Annotated in this window: 11 protein-coding genes and 1 pseudogene; 6 read left to right on the top strand and 6 right to left on the bottom strand. The window is 71.8% G+C overall.

From position 1 onward, the window contains the following. Positions 1-23: 23 nt before the first annotated feature. Genes ACFP2T_RS32610 through ACFP2T_RS32600 form a run of 3 tightly spaced genes read left to right on the top strand, consistent with a single transcriptional unit; the run spans position 24 to position 5,972 of the window. Positions 24-1,790 (top strand): thiamine pyrophosphate-dependent enzyme, encoded by a 1,767-nt coding sequence (locus tag ACFP2T_RS32610; RefSeq protein ID WP_377428576.1) that lies wholly within the window; start codon positions 24-26, stop codon positions 1,788-1,790. After that, positions 1,787-4,888: an FAD-binding and (Fe-S)-binding domain-containing protein gene (locus tag ACFP2T_RS32605; protein ID WP_377428574.1), complete on the top strand. Its 3,102-nt coding sequence runs from the start codon at positions 1,787-1,789 to the stop codon at positions 4,886-4,888. The genes ACFP2T_RS32610 and ACFP2T_RS32605 overlap by 4 nt, the downstream gene beginning before the upstream one ends. Positions 4,889-4,892: 4 nt before the next feature. After that, a complete protein-coding gene (locus ACFP2T_RS32600) occupies positions 4,893-5,972 on the top strand; it encodes an enolase C-terminal domain-like protein (RefSeq protein WP_377428573.1) in 1,080 nt (359 codons plus the stop codon). Here ACFP2T_RS32600 and ACFP2T_RS48135 read toward each other — a convergent pair. The 3 genes and pseudogenes from ACFP2T_RS48135 to ACFP2T_RS32590 all read right to left on the bottom strand — a co-directional run bounded on the left by ACFP2T_RS48135 (position 5,957) and on the right by ACFP2T_RS32590 (position 9,574). Continuing rightward, positions 5,957-6,337 (bottom strand): glycoside hydrolase family 15 protein, encoded by a 381-nt coding sequence (locus tag ACFP2T_RS48135; RefSeq protein WP_417629214.1) that lies wholly within the window; start codon positions 6,335-6,337, stop codon positions 5,957-5,959. The two genes, ACFP2T_RS32600 and ACFP2T_RS48135, sit on opposite strands and share 16 nt — an antisense overlap. Before the next feature lie 122 nt (positions 6,338-6,459). After that, positions 6,460-6,741 (bottom strand): annotated as a pseudogene (locus tag ACFP2T_RS48130) (trehalase-like domain-containing protein); the annotation flags it as partial. 445 nt (positions 6,742-7,186) lie between these two features. Continuing rightward, on the bottom strand, positions 7,187-9,574 hold the full coding sequence (locus tag ACFP2T_RS32590) for an ATP-binding protein (RefSeq protein ID WP_377428571.1): 2,388 nt from the start codon (positions 9,572-9,574) through the stop codon (positions 7,187-7,189). A 184-nt stretch (positions 9,575-9,758) separates the two neighbouring features. Between ACFP2T_RS32590 and ACFP2T_RS32585 the strand changes: the two genes are divergently transcribed. Further along, positions 9,759-10,631, top strand: coding sequence for a DUF4184 family protein (locus tag ACFP2T_RS32585; protein WP_377428569.1), 873 nt, complete (start codon positions 9,759-9,761; stop codon positions 10,629-10,631). Here the strand turns inward: ACFP2T_RS32585 and ACFP2T_RS32580 are convergent. Next, on the bottom strand, positions 10,556-12,214 hold the full coding sequence (locus ACFP2T_RS32580; RefSeq protein WP_377428567.1) for a pectate lyase family protein: 1,659 nt from the start codon (positions 12,212-12,214) through the stop codon (positions 10,556-10,558). The two genes, ACFP2T_RS32585 and ACFP2T_RS32580, sit on opposite strands and share 76 nt — an antisense overlap. Before the next feature lie 283 nt (positions 12,215-12,497). Beyond that, a complete protein-coding gene (locus ACFP2T_RS32575) occupies positions 12,498-13,529 on the bottom strand; it encodes a fatty acid desaturase family protein (RefSeq protein WP_377428565.1) in 1,032 nt (343 codons plus the stop codon). A 114-nt stretch (positions 13,530-13,643) separates the two neighbouring features. Between ACFP2T_RS32575 and ACFP2T_RS32570 the strand changes: the two genes are divergently transcribed. Both ACFP2T_RS32570 and ACFP2T_RS32565 read left to right on the top strand, forming a co-directional pair. Further along, the gene (locus ACFP2T_RS32570; protein WP_377428563.1) at positions 13,644-14,945 is read left to right on the top strand and encodes a sensor histidine kinase; all 1,302 of its coding nucleotides are present in this window, start codon (positions 13,644-13,646) and stop codon (positions 14,943-14,945) included. Next, the gene (locus ACFP2T_RS32565; protein WP_377428561.1) at positions 14,897-15,532 is read left to right on the top strand and encodes a LuxR C-terminal-related transcriptional regulator; all 636 of its coding nucleotides are present in this window, start codon (positions 14,897-14,899) and stop codon (positions 15,530-15,532) included. Before ACFP2T_RS32570 ends, ACFP2T_RS32565 begins: the two co-directional genes overlap by 49 nt. A 118-nt stretch (positions 15,533-15,650) precedes the next feature. Here the strand turns inward: ACFP2T_RS32565 and ACFP2T_RS32560 are convergent, their stop codons facing one another. Next, positions 15,651-15,773 carry a 50S ribosomal protein L36 gene (locus tag ACFP2T_RS32560; RefSeq protein WP_377428559.1) on the bottom strand — a complete coding sequence of 41 codons (123 nt, stop codon included), beginning with the start codon at positions 15,771-15,773 and terminating at the stop codon, positions 15,651-15,653. Positions 15,774-15,789 lie beyond the last annotated feature (16 nt).

The raw sequence follows: 15,789 nt of genomic DNA, 5'->3' as shown, positions 1-15,789 counted from the left end.
CAGCACAGCACGGGGGGACCGCAATGCGTGAGATCGTCGGAGAGGCACTGGCCAAGCGCCTGGTCGACTGGGGTGTCGACACGGTTTTCGGGCTGCCCGGCGACGGCATCAACGGGCTGATGGAGGGCTTCCGCCGGCAGCGCGAACGGCTGCGGTTCGTCCTCGTCCACCACGAGGAGGCCGCCGCGTTCATGGCGACCGGGTACGCAAAGGCGACCGGCCGGCTCGGCGTCTGCGCCGCCACCTCCGGGCCCGGCGCGATCCACCTGCTCAACGGGCTGTACGACGCGAAGCTCGACCACGCGCCGGTACTGGCGCTCACCGGCATGCAGGAGACCTCGGTGCTCGGTTCGCTCTACCAGCAGGAGGTGCACACGCCGCAGCTCTACGAGAACGTCGCCGCCTACAACCTGATGGTGACGAACCCGCAGCAGTTGCCGGGCGTGGTCGACATCGCCATCCGTACCGCGCTGGCGAAGCGGACCGTGGTGCACCTGAGCTTTCCGAACGACATCCAGGTGGCCGAGGCGTCCGCCGACCCGTACCGGCACGTCAGCCCGGGTAAGCCGCCGGTGAGCAGCCCGGTGCTCTCCCGTCCGCCGGTGCCGGCGGCGCACGACGAGCTGGACCGGGCCGCCCAGGTGCTCAGCGAGGGCGGCAAGGTCGCGATGCTGGTCGGCATCGGTGCCCGGGACGCCCGGGACGAGGTGCTGGCCGTCGCCGACTGCCTCGCCGCGCCGATCGTGAAGACCCTCTCCGGGAAGCAGGTGGTGCCGGACGAGCACCCGCTGACCACCGGTGGCCTCGGGCTGCTCGGCACGAAGCCGAGCGAGGAACTGATGGAGGAGTGCGACACCCTGCTGATGGTCGGCACCTGTTTTCCGTACGCCAGTTACCTGCCGGCGCCGGGGAAGGTCCGGGTGGTGCAGATCGACCGGGAGGCCAGCCGGATCGGCCTGCGGCTGCCGGTGGAGGTCGCGCTGGCCGCCGACGCCCGGACGGCCCTGCGGCAGTTGCTTCCGCTGCTGAACCCGACCGCCGACCGGTCGTTCCTGGAGAAGTACCAGCGCGGCAGTGCGGAGTGGCGGACCAGCATGAAGGCGTTGCGGGATCCGTCGCGGCATCCGATCGCGCCGTCGTACTTCATGGGGTGCATCGACGAGCTGGCCGCCGACGACGCGATCCTGACCTGCGACTCGGGCACCATCGCCACCTGGTCGGCCCGGCACTGGACGATCAGGGGCGGTCGGGAGTACTACCTGTCCGGAAACCTCGCCACGATGGCGCCGGGGTTGCCGTACGCGATCGCGATGCAGCATGCCTTTCCCGGCCGGCAGGTGATCGCCTTCGTCGGGGACGGCGGCTTCGCGATGCTGATGGCCGAGTTCCTCACCGCCGCCCGGCACGACCTTCCGATCAAGGTGATGGTGAACAACAACAACTCGTACGGGCAGATCCTCTGGGAGCAGATCCTCCTCGGCTATCCCGAGTACGCGGTGCGGCACCGGGAGCCGGAGGCCGACTTCTCCGGCTGGGCGCGAAGCTGTGGCGGCTACGGCGTCAAGGTCACCGATCCGGGCCGGCTGCCGGACGCGGTCCGGGAGGCCCTGGCGCATCCCGGGCCGGCCCTGGTCGACTGCAGCGTCAACCCGAACGAGCCGCCGATGCCCGGCAAGGTGCGGTACGAGCAGGCGAAGGAGTTCACCGAGGCGTTCCTGCGTGGCCAGCCGCACCGGATCGCGACCTTCGCCACGGTGGCCCGTGACAAGATCAACCAACTCCGGTCATGAACGAGTTCAGCCAGCGGATCGGCGACCCCGACCTGAAGCGCCTCGAAGCCGACCTACGGGCCGCGGTCGACGGAGAGGTGCGCTTCGACGCCGGTTCCCGGGCGACGTACTCGACCGACGCCTCCAACTATCGTCAGGTGCCGCTGGGCGTCGTACTGCCGCGGACCGTCGACGCGGCGGTCGCGGCCGTGCAGGTGTGCCGGCGGCACGGTGCGCCCGTGCTGTCCCGGGGCGGCGGCACCAGCCTGGCCGGCGAGTGCACGAACGTGGCGGTGGTGCTGGACTGGTCGAAGTACTGCAACCGGCTGGTGGAGGTCGACCGGGATCGGCGTACCTGCGTGGTGGAACCGGGGATCGTCCGGGACACGCTCAACGAACTGCTGGCTCCGGTCGGGCTGGAGTTCGGCCCGGAGCCGGCCACCCACGACCACTGCACGGTCGGCGGCATGCTCGGCAACAACTCCTGCGGGGCCAGCGCCCAGCGCACCGGCAAGGCGGTCGACAACGTCGTCGAGCTGGAGGTGCTGCTCTACGACGGCACCCGGATGTGGGTCGGCGAGACCGGCAACGACCGGTACGCCGAGATCCAGCGCCAGGGCGGTCGGCCGGCGGAGATCCATCGGCAGCTGCGAACCCTGCGCGACGAGTACCTCGACGAGATCCGTACCCGCTATCCGGACATCCCACGCCGGGTCTCCGGCTACAACCTGGACAGCCTGCTGCCGGAGCGGAACTTCCACGTCGCCCGGGCGCTCGTCGGGTCCGAGGGAACCCTGGTGACGATCCTGCGGGCCCGGCTGCGCCTGCTGCCCGTGGTGCGGGCCCGGTCGCTGGTCATCCTCGGCTACCCGGACATCGCCACCGCCGCCGACGACGTGCCGCGCATCCTGCCGCACCAGCCGATCGCGTTGGAGGGGATCGACGACAAGCTGATCAACTTCGAGCGGGAGCAGAACCTGCATCCGGTGGCCCTGCACGAGTTGCCCCCGGCCGGTGCCTGGTTGATGGTGCAGTTCGGCGGGGACACCCCGCAGGAGGCGGCCGCCGCGGCGGACCGGTTCAGCGAGGCCATCGACCGGGCCGGCGGTCCCACCGTGGTCCGCTTCGAGTCCGAGGCGGACGAGGTGCAGTTGTGGGCGGTCCGCGAGTCCGGCCTCGGTGCCACCGCCCATCCGACCGTCATGCCCGACACCTGGCCCGGCTGGGAGGACTCGGCGGTGGCGCCGGACCGGCTCGGCGACTATCTGCGCGGCCTGACCCGGCTCTACCAGGAGTACGGCTTCGAGCGAGCCTCGATCTACGGGCACTTCGGCCAGGGCTGCGTGCACAGCAGCGTCCCGTTCGAGCTGCGTACCGCCGACGGGATAGCCCGGTTCCGGACCTTCGTCGAACGCGCCGCCGACCTGGCGCTCGCGCACGGTGGTTCCCTGTCCGGTGAGCACGGCGACGGACAGGCCCGGGGCGAACTGCTGTCGAAGATGTTCGGCGACCCGCTGGTCCGGGCCTTCGGCGAGGTCAAGGCGATCTTCGACCCGGACGACCGGATGAACCCCGGCAAGGTGGTCGCGCCGCACCCGATGGACGGTCAACTACGGCTCGGTGTCGACTACAACCACGGCATGGTCGACACCGTGTTCCGGTACCCGGACGACGGGGGCAGCTTCGGACAGGCCGTACTGCGCTGTGTCGGGGTCGGCAAGTGTCGGCGCCAGCACGACGGGGTGATGTGCCCGTCGTACATGGTGACCCGGGAGGAGGAGCACTCGACCCGGGGTCGGGCCCGGCTGCTCTTCGAGATGCTCGACGGCGCCGCCCGGGGCGGGACGATCGCCGACGGCTGGCGCTCGGACGCCGTCCGCGACGCCCTCGACCTCTGTCTGGCCTGCAAGGGCTGCAAGGCGGACTGCCCGGTCAACGTCGACATGGCCACCTACAAGGCGGAGTTCCTCTCGCACCACTACGCCGGCCGGCTGCGTCCCCGAACGCACTACTCGATGGGGTGGCTGCCGGTGGCGGCGGTGCTGGCGTCGCGGGCGCCCCGGCTGGTCAACACGGTGACCCACACCCCCGGGCTGGCCCGGCTGACCAAGGCCGTCGGGGGCGTCGACCAGCGGCGTGACCTGCCGCTCTTTGCCGAACAGACGTTCGCGCGCTGGTTCGCCGGCCGGAAGCCGGGCGGGACGGGTGCGCGGGGCGACGTGGTGCTCTGGCCGGACACCTTCACCAACCACTTCCATCCGGCGGTGGGCCGGGCCGCGGTCGAGGTGCTGGAGGCCGCCGGCTGGCGGGTCCGGGTGCCGCAGCGTCCAGTCTGCTGCGGACTCACCTGGATCTCGACCGGGCAGCTGCACACCGCGAAACGGGTGCTGCGGCGCACCGCCGAGACGCTGCGCCCGTGGTTGCGCGCCGGCACCCTCGTGGTCGGCCTCGAACCGAGCTGTACGGCGGTGTTCCGGGCCGATGCGGCCGAGCTCTTCCCCGACGACGAGGACGTCAGCAAGCTGCGGCAGCAGACCGTCACGCTGGCCGAATTGCTGCACGAGCACAGCCCCGGCTGGCGGGCGCCGCAACTTCCCGGCAAGGCCCTGATCCAGACGCACTGTCACCAGCACGCCATCCTCGGCACCGCCGCCGACCGCTCGGTGCTGCACGAGGCGGGGGTGACCGCCGATTTCCTCGACTCCGGGTGCTGCGGGCTGGCCGGCAACTTCGGTTTCGAACAGGGCCACTACGAGGTCTCCGAGGCATGTGCCGAGCGGGTGCTGCTGCCCGCGTTGCGCGCCGCCGACCCGTCCGACGTGATCCTGGCCGACGGGTTCAGTTGCCGTACCCAGATCGAGCAGGGCGAGGTGTTCGGGCGTCAGGCGATCCACCTCGCCGAACTGCTCCGCGCCGGGCTGCGCGGCGAGCGGCCGGATCCGTTGCCCGAGCGGCGGTGGGCGCCCCGGCCGGCGGCTCCGGCCTCCCCGGTCCGTGCCCTGGTCGGCGCGGCCGTCGGGCTCGTCGCCGCCGGGCTGCTGGCCGGGGCGGTGACCGCGCTGGGCGGTGGCCGGACCGCCGGCAGCGGGCAGCGGGACCGCGCCGCTCCGAGGTGGTGAGCGGATGCGCCTCGACGCCCGCGCGTACCGGATCCCGACCGACGCGCCGGAGGGCGACGGCACGCTGACCTGGTCGGCCACCACCCTGGTGCTGGTCCGGGCCAGCGCGGACGGGTCGGTCGGGATCGGCTGGACGTACGGGCCGGCGGCGGTCGCGGCGGTGGTACCGGAACTGCTCGCTCCGGCCGTGGCCGACCTCGACCCGGACGATGTGCCGGCCGCCTGGCTGGCGATGCGGCGGCAGTTGCGCAACGCCGGGCGACCGGGCATCGGTGGGCTGGCGCTGTCCGCAGCGGACAACGCGATCTGGGACCTCAAGGCCCGTCGGCTCGACCTGCCGCTGGCCCGGCTGCTCGGCACCGTGCGGCACCAGGTGCCGATCTACGGCAGCGGCGGCTTCACCACGTACGACGGCGAGACCCAGCACCGCCAGTTGGTCGGCTGGACCCGGGACCACGGCATCACCCGGGTGAAGATCAAGATCGGCGAGAGCTGGGGCGCCGACGAGGACCGCGACCTGGCCCGGATGGCCGCCGCGCGGCGCTCCATCGGCCCCGATGTCGAGCTGTACGTCGACGCGAACGGCGGCTACACCCGCAAACAGGCCGTCCGGGTTCTCCGGTCCGCCGCCGACCTCGACGTCCGGTGGTTCGAGGAGCCGGTCAGCTCGGACGACCTGACCGGGCTGGGCATGGTCCGGGACCAGGTCTGTGCCGACGTCGCGGCCGGCGAGTACGGCTTCGACCTGGTCTACTTCCAGCGCATGGTGCCGTACGTGGACTGCCTCCAGATCGACGTCACCCGGTGCGGCGGGATCACCGAGTTCCTGCGTGTGGCGGCGGTCGCCGCGGCGGCCGGGCTGGAGGTGTCGGCACACTGCGCCCCGCACCAGCACTCCGCGGTGACGGCGGCGATCCCGAACCTGCGGCACCTGGAGTGGTTCCACGACCACGTCCGGATCGAGTCGATGCTGTTCGAGGGCGCGGTGCCCGCCACCGGGGGAACGGCGCCGGTCAACCTCACCGAACCCGGCAACGGCCTGGTGTTCCGGGAGACCGACGCGGACCGTTACCGGGTCGGCTGACCGGCGGCCGTACCGCCATCCGGTCCGCTCAGCGTCACCGCCGTCTCCAACAGGAGCACGTGGACGAAGGCCTGCGGCAGGTTGCCCCGCAGTTGGCGCTGCTGGACGTCGTACTCCTCGCTGTAGAGGCCGGGTGGGCCGCAGCCGGCGCGGTTGCGTTCGAACCAGCGGGTCGCCGCGACCGGGTCCCCGGCCTGTTGTGTGGCCAGGGCGGCGATGAAGCCGCAGAGCAGGAAGGCCCCCTCGGCGTCGCCGAGCGGTCGTTCGTCCGGGGCGAACCGGTAGAGATAGGTGTCCTCGGCGAGCGTTCCGAACACCGCCTGCCGGGTCGCGTCGCCTGCTGGAACCGGGTGGTGCTGGTGCACCGGGCGGTGCTGGTGAACCGGAGGTGCAGGGGGCCGCTGCGGGCCGACCAGGTTCCGCCGGTCCGGTGCAGGTCGCGTATTGGTTCCCGGCCGAAGTCCGCGCGGGGTTCCAGCCAGACCGAGAGCTGGGCCGCGTGGTCGAGCGCGCGGATCCGGCGCATCAGCACCAGGCGGGACTCGTCTCCCGGGAATGCCAGGGCCTCCCGTGACTCCATGATCCCGTCGGTACCCACCCACCGGCTGGTCCAGATCAGCGAGCCGGACTCGTAGTGGCCGCCCCAGGTGAAGCGCGGGTCGGTGGGTGTGATGCTGTACCGGCCGGCGCCGCCGAGCAGGCTGCTGAAGACGGCCGGGCTGTCCCAGCCTGGTGCGCAGAGCCAGCCGACGTTGCCGGCGGGGTCCACCAGCCCGCCGCGATGGCCGTCGGCGAGCAGCGCGTACTCGCGTAGCGGGTATGCGCGGGTCTGACGCTCTTCCGTCGCCGAGCGCCGGTCATCCGGCTGGCCAGGCCGCACCCTCGCTCCTCACCTCGGCTCCACGCGCGTGTGCCGTCGGGGCACCGACTACCCCGCGGACGCGGCGCTACGCCAACCTGGTGTCGAAGCGGCGACGGGCAGACGCACGTCCAACCGTGTCCAACCGTGTCCAGGATCATTCTGGCCGATGACCGCCGCTGGGCAGGATCGGTCTCCTCGCACCCGGTGGGTTGGGGCGCGGACCGACGGGACGAACGCCGCTGCCGAGGGGGACAGCGGGGGTCCGGTGCCCACCGTCGCCGCGGCGGGCGGCGCGCGCGACCGGCGCGGTGCCCGCCGGCGGGACGTTGCGGGGTGTGACCGGGTCGGCGCCTCAACGGCGCCGGCCCGGTGTGCCCCGGCCGACCCGGTCGAGCCGAACCTTCAACTGCTCGGCGTCCGGATGGTCGAGTTCGTCGAGGATGTCGAGCGCCCGGTGCCAGGTGTCGGTGGCCGCGTCGAGGTCGCCCAGCGCCGACTGGGTGTCGCCGAGCCGGGCCAGCAGGTCCGCCTCCTGGTAGCGGTGGCCGAGTTCCCGCCACAGCGCGTACGAGCGCTGGTACGAGTCGGCCGCCTCCCGGTACCGGCCGAGTTCGTGCTGGGCGTGGCCGAGACTGTCCCACGCGTCGGCGGCGCCGAACCGGTCGTCGAGTTCCAGCAGCAGGTCGAGGGCCCGTTGGCAGTACCCGACGGCGTCGGAGTGATGACCGAGCCAGCTCAGGCACCAGCCGATGTTGTTCAGCGCCCGTCCCTGCCCGGACCGGTTGCCGGCACTGGTGAACAGGTCGAGCGCCTCCCGGCTGTGCCGGAGCCCCTCCGGGTACCGGTCCTGCCGGACCGCGATCCAGCTCAGGTCGAACTGGACCCGCCCCTGGCCGACGCGGTCGTCGGTGTCGCGGTAGAGCGCGAGTGCGGCGCCGAGGTGCGCGGCGGCCACGGCGGTCCGTCCGAGGTGCACCTGGGCCCGCCCCAGGCTCCGTCGGGCGTGCGCCTCCTCGGCCGGGTCGGCCAACCGCTGCGCCGCGCCCAGGGCGAGTTCCTGGATCGCGGCCCACCGGTGCCAGTGACCCCGGCGCTCCAGGAAGTGCGCCATGCTGCGGGTGAGCCGGCAGAGATGCCGGTCGAACCCGGCCGGCCCGGCCTCCTCGGCGGCGGCCAGCAGCGCCGGCAGCTCGGCGTCGAACCAGGCCAGCGCCGCGCCGTGGTCGGTGGTCTCGACGGGAGTCACGCCGGGATCCGCCGGCAGCAGCGGGATCGGGTCGCGGTGCGGGTCCAGTCGGCGATCGGCACCGTGCGCGCTGTGCAGGTAGTGGTCGAGTGCGCGGCGGGTGGCCGACCGCCGTTCGTGGTCGGAGTCGACGGCCTGGCTCAGCTCGGCCGCGTACGCGCGCAGCAGGTCGTGACAGGTGTACCGGCCGGGGCCCTGCTCCGCGACCAGGTTGGCGGAGGTCAGCTCGGCCAGCAGCGGACGGGTTCGGGCGGGTGGCAGCCCGGCGAGGCTGGCCACCGCCGGACCGCTGGCGCTGGGCCCGGGATGGGACGCCAGCAGCCGGAACAGCCGGGCGGCGCCGGAACTGAGGGCCCGGTACGACCAGGAGAAGACCGCCCGTACGTCGGAGACCGGATCGGCGCCGGTGAACGCCTCCAGCCCACCGCGTGCGGAGCGCAGCTCGCCGGCCAGCGCGGTGAGCGGGAACTCGGGATGGAACGCCGCCCTGGCCGCCACGATGGCCAGGGCCAGCGGCAGCCGGGTGCAGGAGGCGACGATGTCGTCGACCGCCTCCGGTTCGGCCGCCAGCCGGTCCGCCCCGATCCGGGCGGCCAGCAGTTGTCGGGCCTCGGTGACGGGAAGCAGGTCGAGGCTGATCGGCCGGGCGCCTCCGGTGCTGACCAGCCCGGCGAGTTGGTTGCGACTGGTCACCAGCACCCGGCAGGCCGGTCCGCCGGGCAGCAGTGGGCGGACCTGGTCGGCGTCGCGGGCGTTGTCGAGGACCAGCAGCACCTGCCGGTCGGCGAGCAGCCCCCGGTAGAGGGCGGCCTGCGCCTCCAGCGTCGTGGGGATCCGCCGTGGCGGCACCCCGAGGGCGTCGAGCAGCGTACGGATCGCCTCGGCCGGCGCGACCGGCGAACCGCTGGGGTCGAACCCGCGCAGGTTGAGGTAGAGCTGCCCGTCGCCGAACCGGTCGGCGACCCGGTGGGCCCAGTGCAGGGCCAGGGCGGTCTTGCCGACTCCGGCGGTGCCGGAGACCGCCGTGATCAGCGCCACCGGGGTCGGTGGGGCGGCGTCCATCAGGCGGTCGAGCTGGGCGAGTTCACTGGCCCGGCCCGCGAAGCCGGGTACCGCCGACGGCAGTTGGCGCGAGGTCGGAATCGCCGGAGGCCCGGACTCGGCGGTGCCGCCCGACCGGCGGGATTCCTCGACCCGGTCCCGGGCGGTCGCCAGCCAGCCCTGCTCGGCCGCGGTGGCGCCGAGGAGTCGGATCAGGGCGTCGAACCGGTCGGTGGGCGGCAGGACCCCACCGGCGAAGTATTCCCCGATGATGCCCCGGGACCATCCGGTCTTGGCGGCCAGCTCGCGGTAGGTGAGCGGACTCGCACCCTCCTGCCGGGCCTCCCGGCGGCGGAGCTGGCGCAGCAGTGCGGCCAACTCGGCGACAGTCGCCACCCGCGCCATCGCCTGCGGGTCCAGGTCCGGCAGTTGTCCGCCCGACTGGTCGACCACATGTCCTCCATACGTAGCGGACATCGACGTGCACAGTGTGTGTGACGGGCACGGCCAATCTACATGCATCACTTCGATGGCGCGTCGCCACGACATGGGCCCGGTATCGATGCCCAACAGATCTTCACGGAGCCCGCACACGACCGGCACCGTCGACCGAGCGGCCGTTCGTACTCTGTTGATCATGCCCCTGACGCTGCCCACCCATCCCACCGTCGTCATCGTGCTGAAACGGTGGCGTCCGCGCTGGTTCGACGGGGTGGCACTGACGATCGGTGCGGTCGCGCCCGACCTCGCGTTCGCCGCCGACGGTTACGGCGTGACGATCCACAGCCACGCGTGGCACGCACCATTGTGGTGGGCGCTGCCGCTGGCCCTGGTCGCCACCCGGCTGGTCCGCTGGGCGGCGCCGACGATCGCCGCGCAGTTGCCCTCGGGCGGCCGGTTGGCGCTGCGCGACTACGGGACCCTCGGCCTGGCGCGTCATCGCTGGCAGGTCACCACGATCTCGGCGCTGGTCGGTGCGGCCACCCACATCGGGTGGGACGCGTTCACCCACCCGACCGTCGACGGCGGCCGCGTCATCTTCCCCTTCCTGCACGAGCAGGTGTGGCCGGGCATGCCGTGGTGGGAGTTCCTCTCCGTCGCCTCCGACCTCTTCGGCCTCGTCGCCGGTGCGGTGCTGGTCGTCCAGATCGGCCGTTCGGGGCTGCTGCGGCGGTGGTACGGGCCGCCGCCGGCCACCGTGCGACGGCCCCTACCGTTCTGGTCCGTCGCCGCCGTGGTGTTCACGCTGGGCCTGGCCCTCCTGCCGGCACAGCCGGTACGGCTGCCAGCCGACCAGGCCGTGCGGGTGCTGCTGATCACCGCGGTGGCGCTGCTGGCCGGTGCCGCCGCGGCACATGGGCCGAGGGCGGCCGGTACGGGGGTACCGGCCGCCCTCGGCGGTGCGGGTTGCTCGGTGAGCGGTGGCGAAGGGGCCTACGGAATGGTGTCCGCACCGCTGGATCCGGCACCCGCCGACGGTGGACTGGAGGACGCCGAGCCGGCCGAGTAGCTGTACGGCGGTCGCGCGACGGTGTTGTTGGCGCGCAGCCAGTCCTCCATGGTCTTGCCGCTGTCGTTGGCCCGGGTGATCGTGGCCACGTCATAGAAGTTGCTGCTCGTCCAGGTGAGACTGGCGTTGCCGAAGTCCTCGGTGATCGTCTTGGCGCCGCGTACGTAGTTGCTCTCGGCGTAGATCCGGCCGTCCACGCCCAGGCCGATGAAGTAGTCGCTGATGTCCACGTAGTTGGCGAACACGTGCGCGTACCCGAACCGGACTCTCGGGTGCCGGGTGGCGGATCCGTCGAACCAGTTGTGGTGGTAGGTGACGCGTAGGTAGCCGGTGTCCTGGGCGCCGTTGCTGTCGCTGTGCCCCAGCAGCATGGACTTGTCCGTTCCCGCGTACCTGTTGTAGGAGACGGTCACCAGGTCGGACCCGCGCTTGACGTCCACCGAGCCGTCACTGGCCGGGTAGAACGTGTTGTGGTCGATCCACACGTGGTGGGAGTAGCACTGCACGTTGACCGAGTCGTCCGGGGAGTTCCGGAACGACAGGTTCCGGATGATGACGTTCTGGGTGCGCGTGAACCGGTCCCGTTCGGCGGGGTCGCAGAGGTCACCGCCCCAGGCCACCTCGTCCGGGCCCCAGCCGTTGACGTCGAGACCGAAGCCGCTGATGGTCGCGTTGGATCCGACCCCGATGACGGTCTTGTTCGAGCCGACGTCCAGCATGTCGTCGCCGCTGCCGCTGATCGTGCCCGACACCCGGACGATCCGGGGCGCGTCGTCGGCCACGGCCGCCGCGAGTTGCGCGTACGTGCTGACCGTCACCGTGGGGCCGCCGGTCCCACCGTTGGTGCCGGTGCGGTCGTACCCGCTCATGGTCGCGAAGCCGACCAGGCCGGTCGCGTTGCCGGGCGGGCCGGTGGGCGGCGGGGTCGAGGGGCCGGTCGGCGTCGGCGTGGGCGTCGACGGGCCGGTGGGGGTGGCGGTCGGCCGGGTGGGGCTCGGGGTCGGCGTGGGCGGCGGGGTGCTGCCGCCGGTCGTCACCGTCACGTCGTCGAAGGAGGCCGAGGAGTACGAGGTCTGTAGGCCGATCCGGCCGGCGGAGGAGAGGGAGCTGGAAGCGGAGGCGAACTGGGCGCCGTCGATCGACCCGGTGACGGCCGAGCCGCTCGTGGTGATCGACAGGGTGTACCAGGTGCCGTTGCCGACGGCCCGCGACGAACTGCCGAGCACCGTGACGGAGCTGCCCTGCACCGCCTGCAACTCGGCCCGGCTGGGCAGCAGGGCCAGGCGGTAGAAGACGGTCGCCCCGCTGGACCGGGCCAGCAGGCCGACGAAGCCGTTCGAGCCGATGCTCAACGGCTTGACCCTGGCCTGGACGGTGTAGTCGGTGAGATTGGTGGGGGCGTTGAACAACCGGGCGTTCTCGGCGTCGGTCTTGGACTGGCGGGCGACCTGGGATCCGTCGCTGACCACCGCCCAGGTGCCGCCGGACTTGGACCAGCCGCTGATGCTGCCGTCCTCGAAGCCGGCGGTGAAGACGGTGGCGGCGCTGGCCAGCGGCGCGAAGACGGCCGCGGCGGCGGTCATCACCGCGATTGCCCCACCGATGATCGGCCATCTGCTGCGCGACCTGACGGGCGACGGAGCGCGTGCGTCCATTGCGGACCTCTCTGGGAGGGGTACCGAGCGCCGAGCCGGTTGGCTAGGAAAGCGCTTTCCTGGCAACCGATCGTAACCACGCCACTCAAAGGTGTCAATATCCGGACGCCCGAGGTTGGTGATCCCGCAGGACGGCGAGGATCCCCGGCCCGGCCGGCGACCCGGCCAGGAGGGGATCCTCTCGGTGCAGTTCGGTTGGGGCGGGACCGCCTCAGCGTGCTCGGTGTTCGACGCGGGCCGGCGCACCGACCTGGTGCAGGTGTCGCAGCGCCTGTCGGTAGGAGGTGACGAGGCTGGTCTGCTCGTAGGCGACGCCGAGTTCGGCGCAGTACGCCTGGACGATCGGCTGGGCCCTGCGCAGGTTGGGGGTCGGCATGCCGGGGAAGAGGTGGTGCTCGATCTGGTAGTTCAGGCCGCCCAGCGCCGCGTCGGTGAGCCAGCCGCCACGGACGTTGCGGGAGGTCAGCACCTGCTTGCGGAGGTAGTCCTCGTCGCCGGTCGGATGCGGCATGCCCTTGTGGTTGGGTGCGAACGTCATGCCGAGGTAGACGCCGAACAGTGCCTGGTGTACCAGCAGGAAGGCGATGGCCTGCAACGGCGAGAGGACGATCAGCAGCGCGGACAGGTAGCCGACGGCGTGCAGGACCAGCAGCGCGGACTCCAGGCCGGGGCGCTTCACCGTGCCGTTGCGCAACGCCTTGACGCTGGACACCTTCAGGTCGATGGCGAGCAGCGTGAGGAGCGGGAAGAACAGCGCGGCCTGGTGCCGGGTGATGAAGCCCTTCAGCCCACGCCGGCCCAGGGCCGACTTCGTGGCCCAGATGAGCACCTCGGGCGCGACGTCCGGGTCGAGGTCGTCGTGGTTGGGGTTGTTGTGGTGGCGGGTGTGCTTGTCCATCCACCAGCCGTAACTCATCCCCACGCCGAGGTTTCCGGCCAGCCGTCCGGCGAATTCCCCGGGTCGTTTGGTGCGGAACACCTGGCGGTGGGCCAGGTCGTGCGCCACGAGCGCGACCTGGGTGAACGTGACAGCGAGGAACACGGCCGTCACCAACTGCCACCAGGACGAGCCGATGACGAAGAACGCGGTCCAACCGCCGATGAGCATGAGCGCGACGACGCTCAGCCGCGCGGCATAGTAGGCGGGTCGGCGCTGCATCAGCCCCTCGCCGCTGATCCGGCGGGACAGGGCGGCGAAGTCGCTGCCGGCCGTTGTCCTGGACGGCGTCATGGTGATCGTCATGCTTCTATCAAACCGCTCGGCGCCCGGATCGTCAGGAGCGCTACGTCCTCCGGCAGGGAGGTGCTAGCACCACCATTGAACCCGGCATCCGTGGGCACAATATGACCTGTGGACATGGCCGGGACTGGCGAACGGCTGGGCCGATGGGCCCGGCGCGGTGGGCACGCCGTGCTCGGCGGCATGGCCGGGATCGGTCTGGCGTTCACCAACCTGCCGCTGCTCGCCGTGTCCGTCGTCGCGTTGGCCCTGACTCCGGTGCCGTTCCTCGGTCTGGCGCTGGTGCCGTGGACGATGACGCTGGTCCGGATGCGCGCCGACCTCGAGCGCAGACGTGCCTCACGGACCGGGGTCCTCGTGACACGTCCGTACCACCCGCCGCCGGAGGGAGCCGGGGCCGGTGGCTGGCAGCGCTTCCGGTGGACCGTGACGGACCCGGCCACCTGGCGCGACCTCGCCTGGCTCATGCCCGGCGCGATCGTCGGACTCGGGCTCGGAACGATCTGTGTGGCGGTGCCGCTGTACGGGCTCGCGGGTCTGACGCTGGCGCCGTCGTGGATCTGGCTCGGCACGGGCTGGTACGGCTACGGCGCCCTCTGGTCCATCGACACGTTCGGCGACGGCCTGCTCTGCCTGCCGCAGGGCGCCGTCATCCTCGCCGCCGGCCTGTGGGCGGCGCCATGGCTGCGTCGCGTCGACGCGTACTTCGTCCGGCTCTTCCTCGCGCCGACCAGGGCCGCCGAACTCCGGCTGCGCGTCACGCAGCTGACCGTGACCCGCGCCGACACGGTGGGCGCCCAGGCGGCGGAACTGCGCCGGATCGAACGCGACCTGCACGACGGCGTCCAGGCGCGCCTCGTCTCGCTGGGCATGATGATCGGGCTGGCCGACGAACTCATCGACCGGAACCCGGTGGCCGCCCACGAGCTGCTCGCCGAGGCGCGTGAGTCCAGCGGCACGGCGCTCGTCGAGCTGCGGCACCTGGTCCGCGGCATCCACCCGCCGGCACTTGCCGAGCGTGGGCTCGGCGGTGCCGTCCGCGCGCTGGCGCTCAGCCTGCCGGTGCCGATCACGGTCGATGTCGACCTGCCGGGACGGCCCGACACACCCGTGGAGTCCGCGGCGTACTTCGCCGTCGCCGAGACACTGACCAACATGATCCGGCACAGCCGGGCCCGCACCGGATCGGTGTCGCTACGGCACGCGGACGGGGTGCTGACGATGGTGGTCACGGACGACGGTACGGGCGGAGCCGACCCCGCCGTCGGCACCGGCCTGCGGGGTATCGAGCGCCGCCTCGCCGCGTTCGATGGCACGATGGCGCTGTCGAGCCCGTCCGGGGGGCCGACCGTCATCACCATGGAGTTGCCGTGCGCGTTGTCATCGCCGAGGACCATGCCCTCCTCCGTGACGGACTGACCCGACTCCTACAGGCCTTCGACTTCGACGTCGTCGAAGCGGTCGACAACGGCCCGGCGCTGCTGCCCGCCCTGGTCACACACCGGCCCGAGGTGGCGGTCATCGACGTCCGCCTGCCACCGACGTTCACCGACGAGGGGTTACAGGCCGCGATCGCGGCCCGCACCCAGATGCCCGGCCTGCCGATCCTGATGCTCTCCCAGCACGTCGAGCCCCTCTACGCCCGAGAGCTGCTCAGCACCCCGCACGGCGGTGTCGGCTACCTGCTCAAGGACCGGGTCTCGAACGTCGGCGAGTTCGTCGACGCCGTCCGCCGGGTCGCCGGTGGCGGCACCGCCATGGACCCTGAGGTGATCTCGCAACTGCTCGCCCGCCGGGAGCCGCTCGCGGTGCTCACCGCCCGGGAACGCGAAGTGCTCGGCGAGATGGCCGAGGGCCGTTCCAACGCCGCGATCGCGGGCAAGCTCCGCATCACCGAGAAGGCCGTGAGCAAGCACATCAACAACATCCTCACCAAACTGGACATGCCGCCCTCTGACGACGACAACCGCCGCGTCCTCGCCGTCCTTGCGTACCTCAACCCCTGAATGGGAGAAACGGACACCGGGCACCCGGCACGATTCCGGTCCGATACCGGTTAACGGGGGAGAATGCGAGTGGGCGCGGCGGAAATGACTTCCGCGCCTGCGCCCATATGGCTCGGGGTCAGCCCTGGCGGCTCTTCCACTGCGGGTTGGTGCGGTTGACCACGACCACCCGGCCCCGGCGTCGTACCACCACTGACCCGGGCTTCTGCTTCAATGCGCGTAGCGAGGTGCGAACCTTCATGATTGCCTCTCTCCGG

Source organism: Plantactinospora solaniradicis (assembly GCF_042658085.1).
In the GTDB taxonomy this organism is placed as follows: Bacteria; Actinomycetota; Actinomycetes; order Mycobacteriales; family Micromonosporaceae; genus Plantactinospora; species Plantactinospora solaniradicis.
Note: the sequence above shows the minus strand (reverse complement) of the source record. Positions and strands in the feature narration are given on the sequence as shown.

What these genes read in the sequence shown, in the direction of transcription:
- ACFP2T_RS32575 (WP_377428565.1), bottom strand. Translation starts at nt 13,529, where the DNA reads ATGACGATCACCATGACGCCGTCCAGGACAACGGCCGGCAGCGACTTC.
- ACFP2T_RS32600 (WP_377428573.1), top strand. Translation starts at nt 4,893, where the DNA reads ATGCGCCTCGACGCCCGCGCGTACCGGATCCCGACCGACGCGCCGGAG.
- ACFP2T_RS32610 (WP_377428576.1), top strand. Translation starts at nt 24, where the DNA reads ATGCGTGAGATCGTCGGAGAGGCACTGGCCAAGCGCCTGGTCGACTGG.
- ACFP2T_RS32605 (WP_377428574.1), top strand. Translation starts at nt 1,787, where the DNA reads ATGAACGAGTTCAGCCAGCGGATCGGCGACCCCGACCTGAAGCGCCTC.
- ACFP2T_RS32570 (WP_377428563.1), top strand. Translation starts at nt 13,644, where the DNA reads ATGGCCGGGACTGGCGAACGGCTGGGCCGATGGGCCCGGCGCGGTGGG.
- ACFP2T_RS32560 (WP_377428559.1), bottom strand. Translation starts at nt 15,773, where the DNA reads ATGAAGGTTCGCACCTCGCTACGCGCATTGAAGCAGAAGCCCGGGTCA.
- ACFP2T_RS32585 (WP_377428569.1), top strand. Translation starts at nt 9,759, where the DNA reads ATGCCCCTGACGCTGCCCACCCATCCCACCGTCGTCATCGTGCTGAAA.
- ACFP2T_RS32580 (WP_377428567.1), bottom strand. Translation starts at nt 12,214, where the DNA reads ATGACCGCCGCCGCGGCCGTCTTCGCGCCGCTGGCCAGCGCCGCCACC.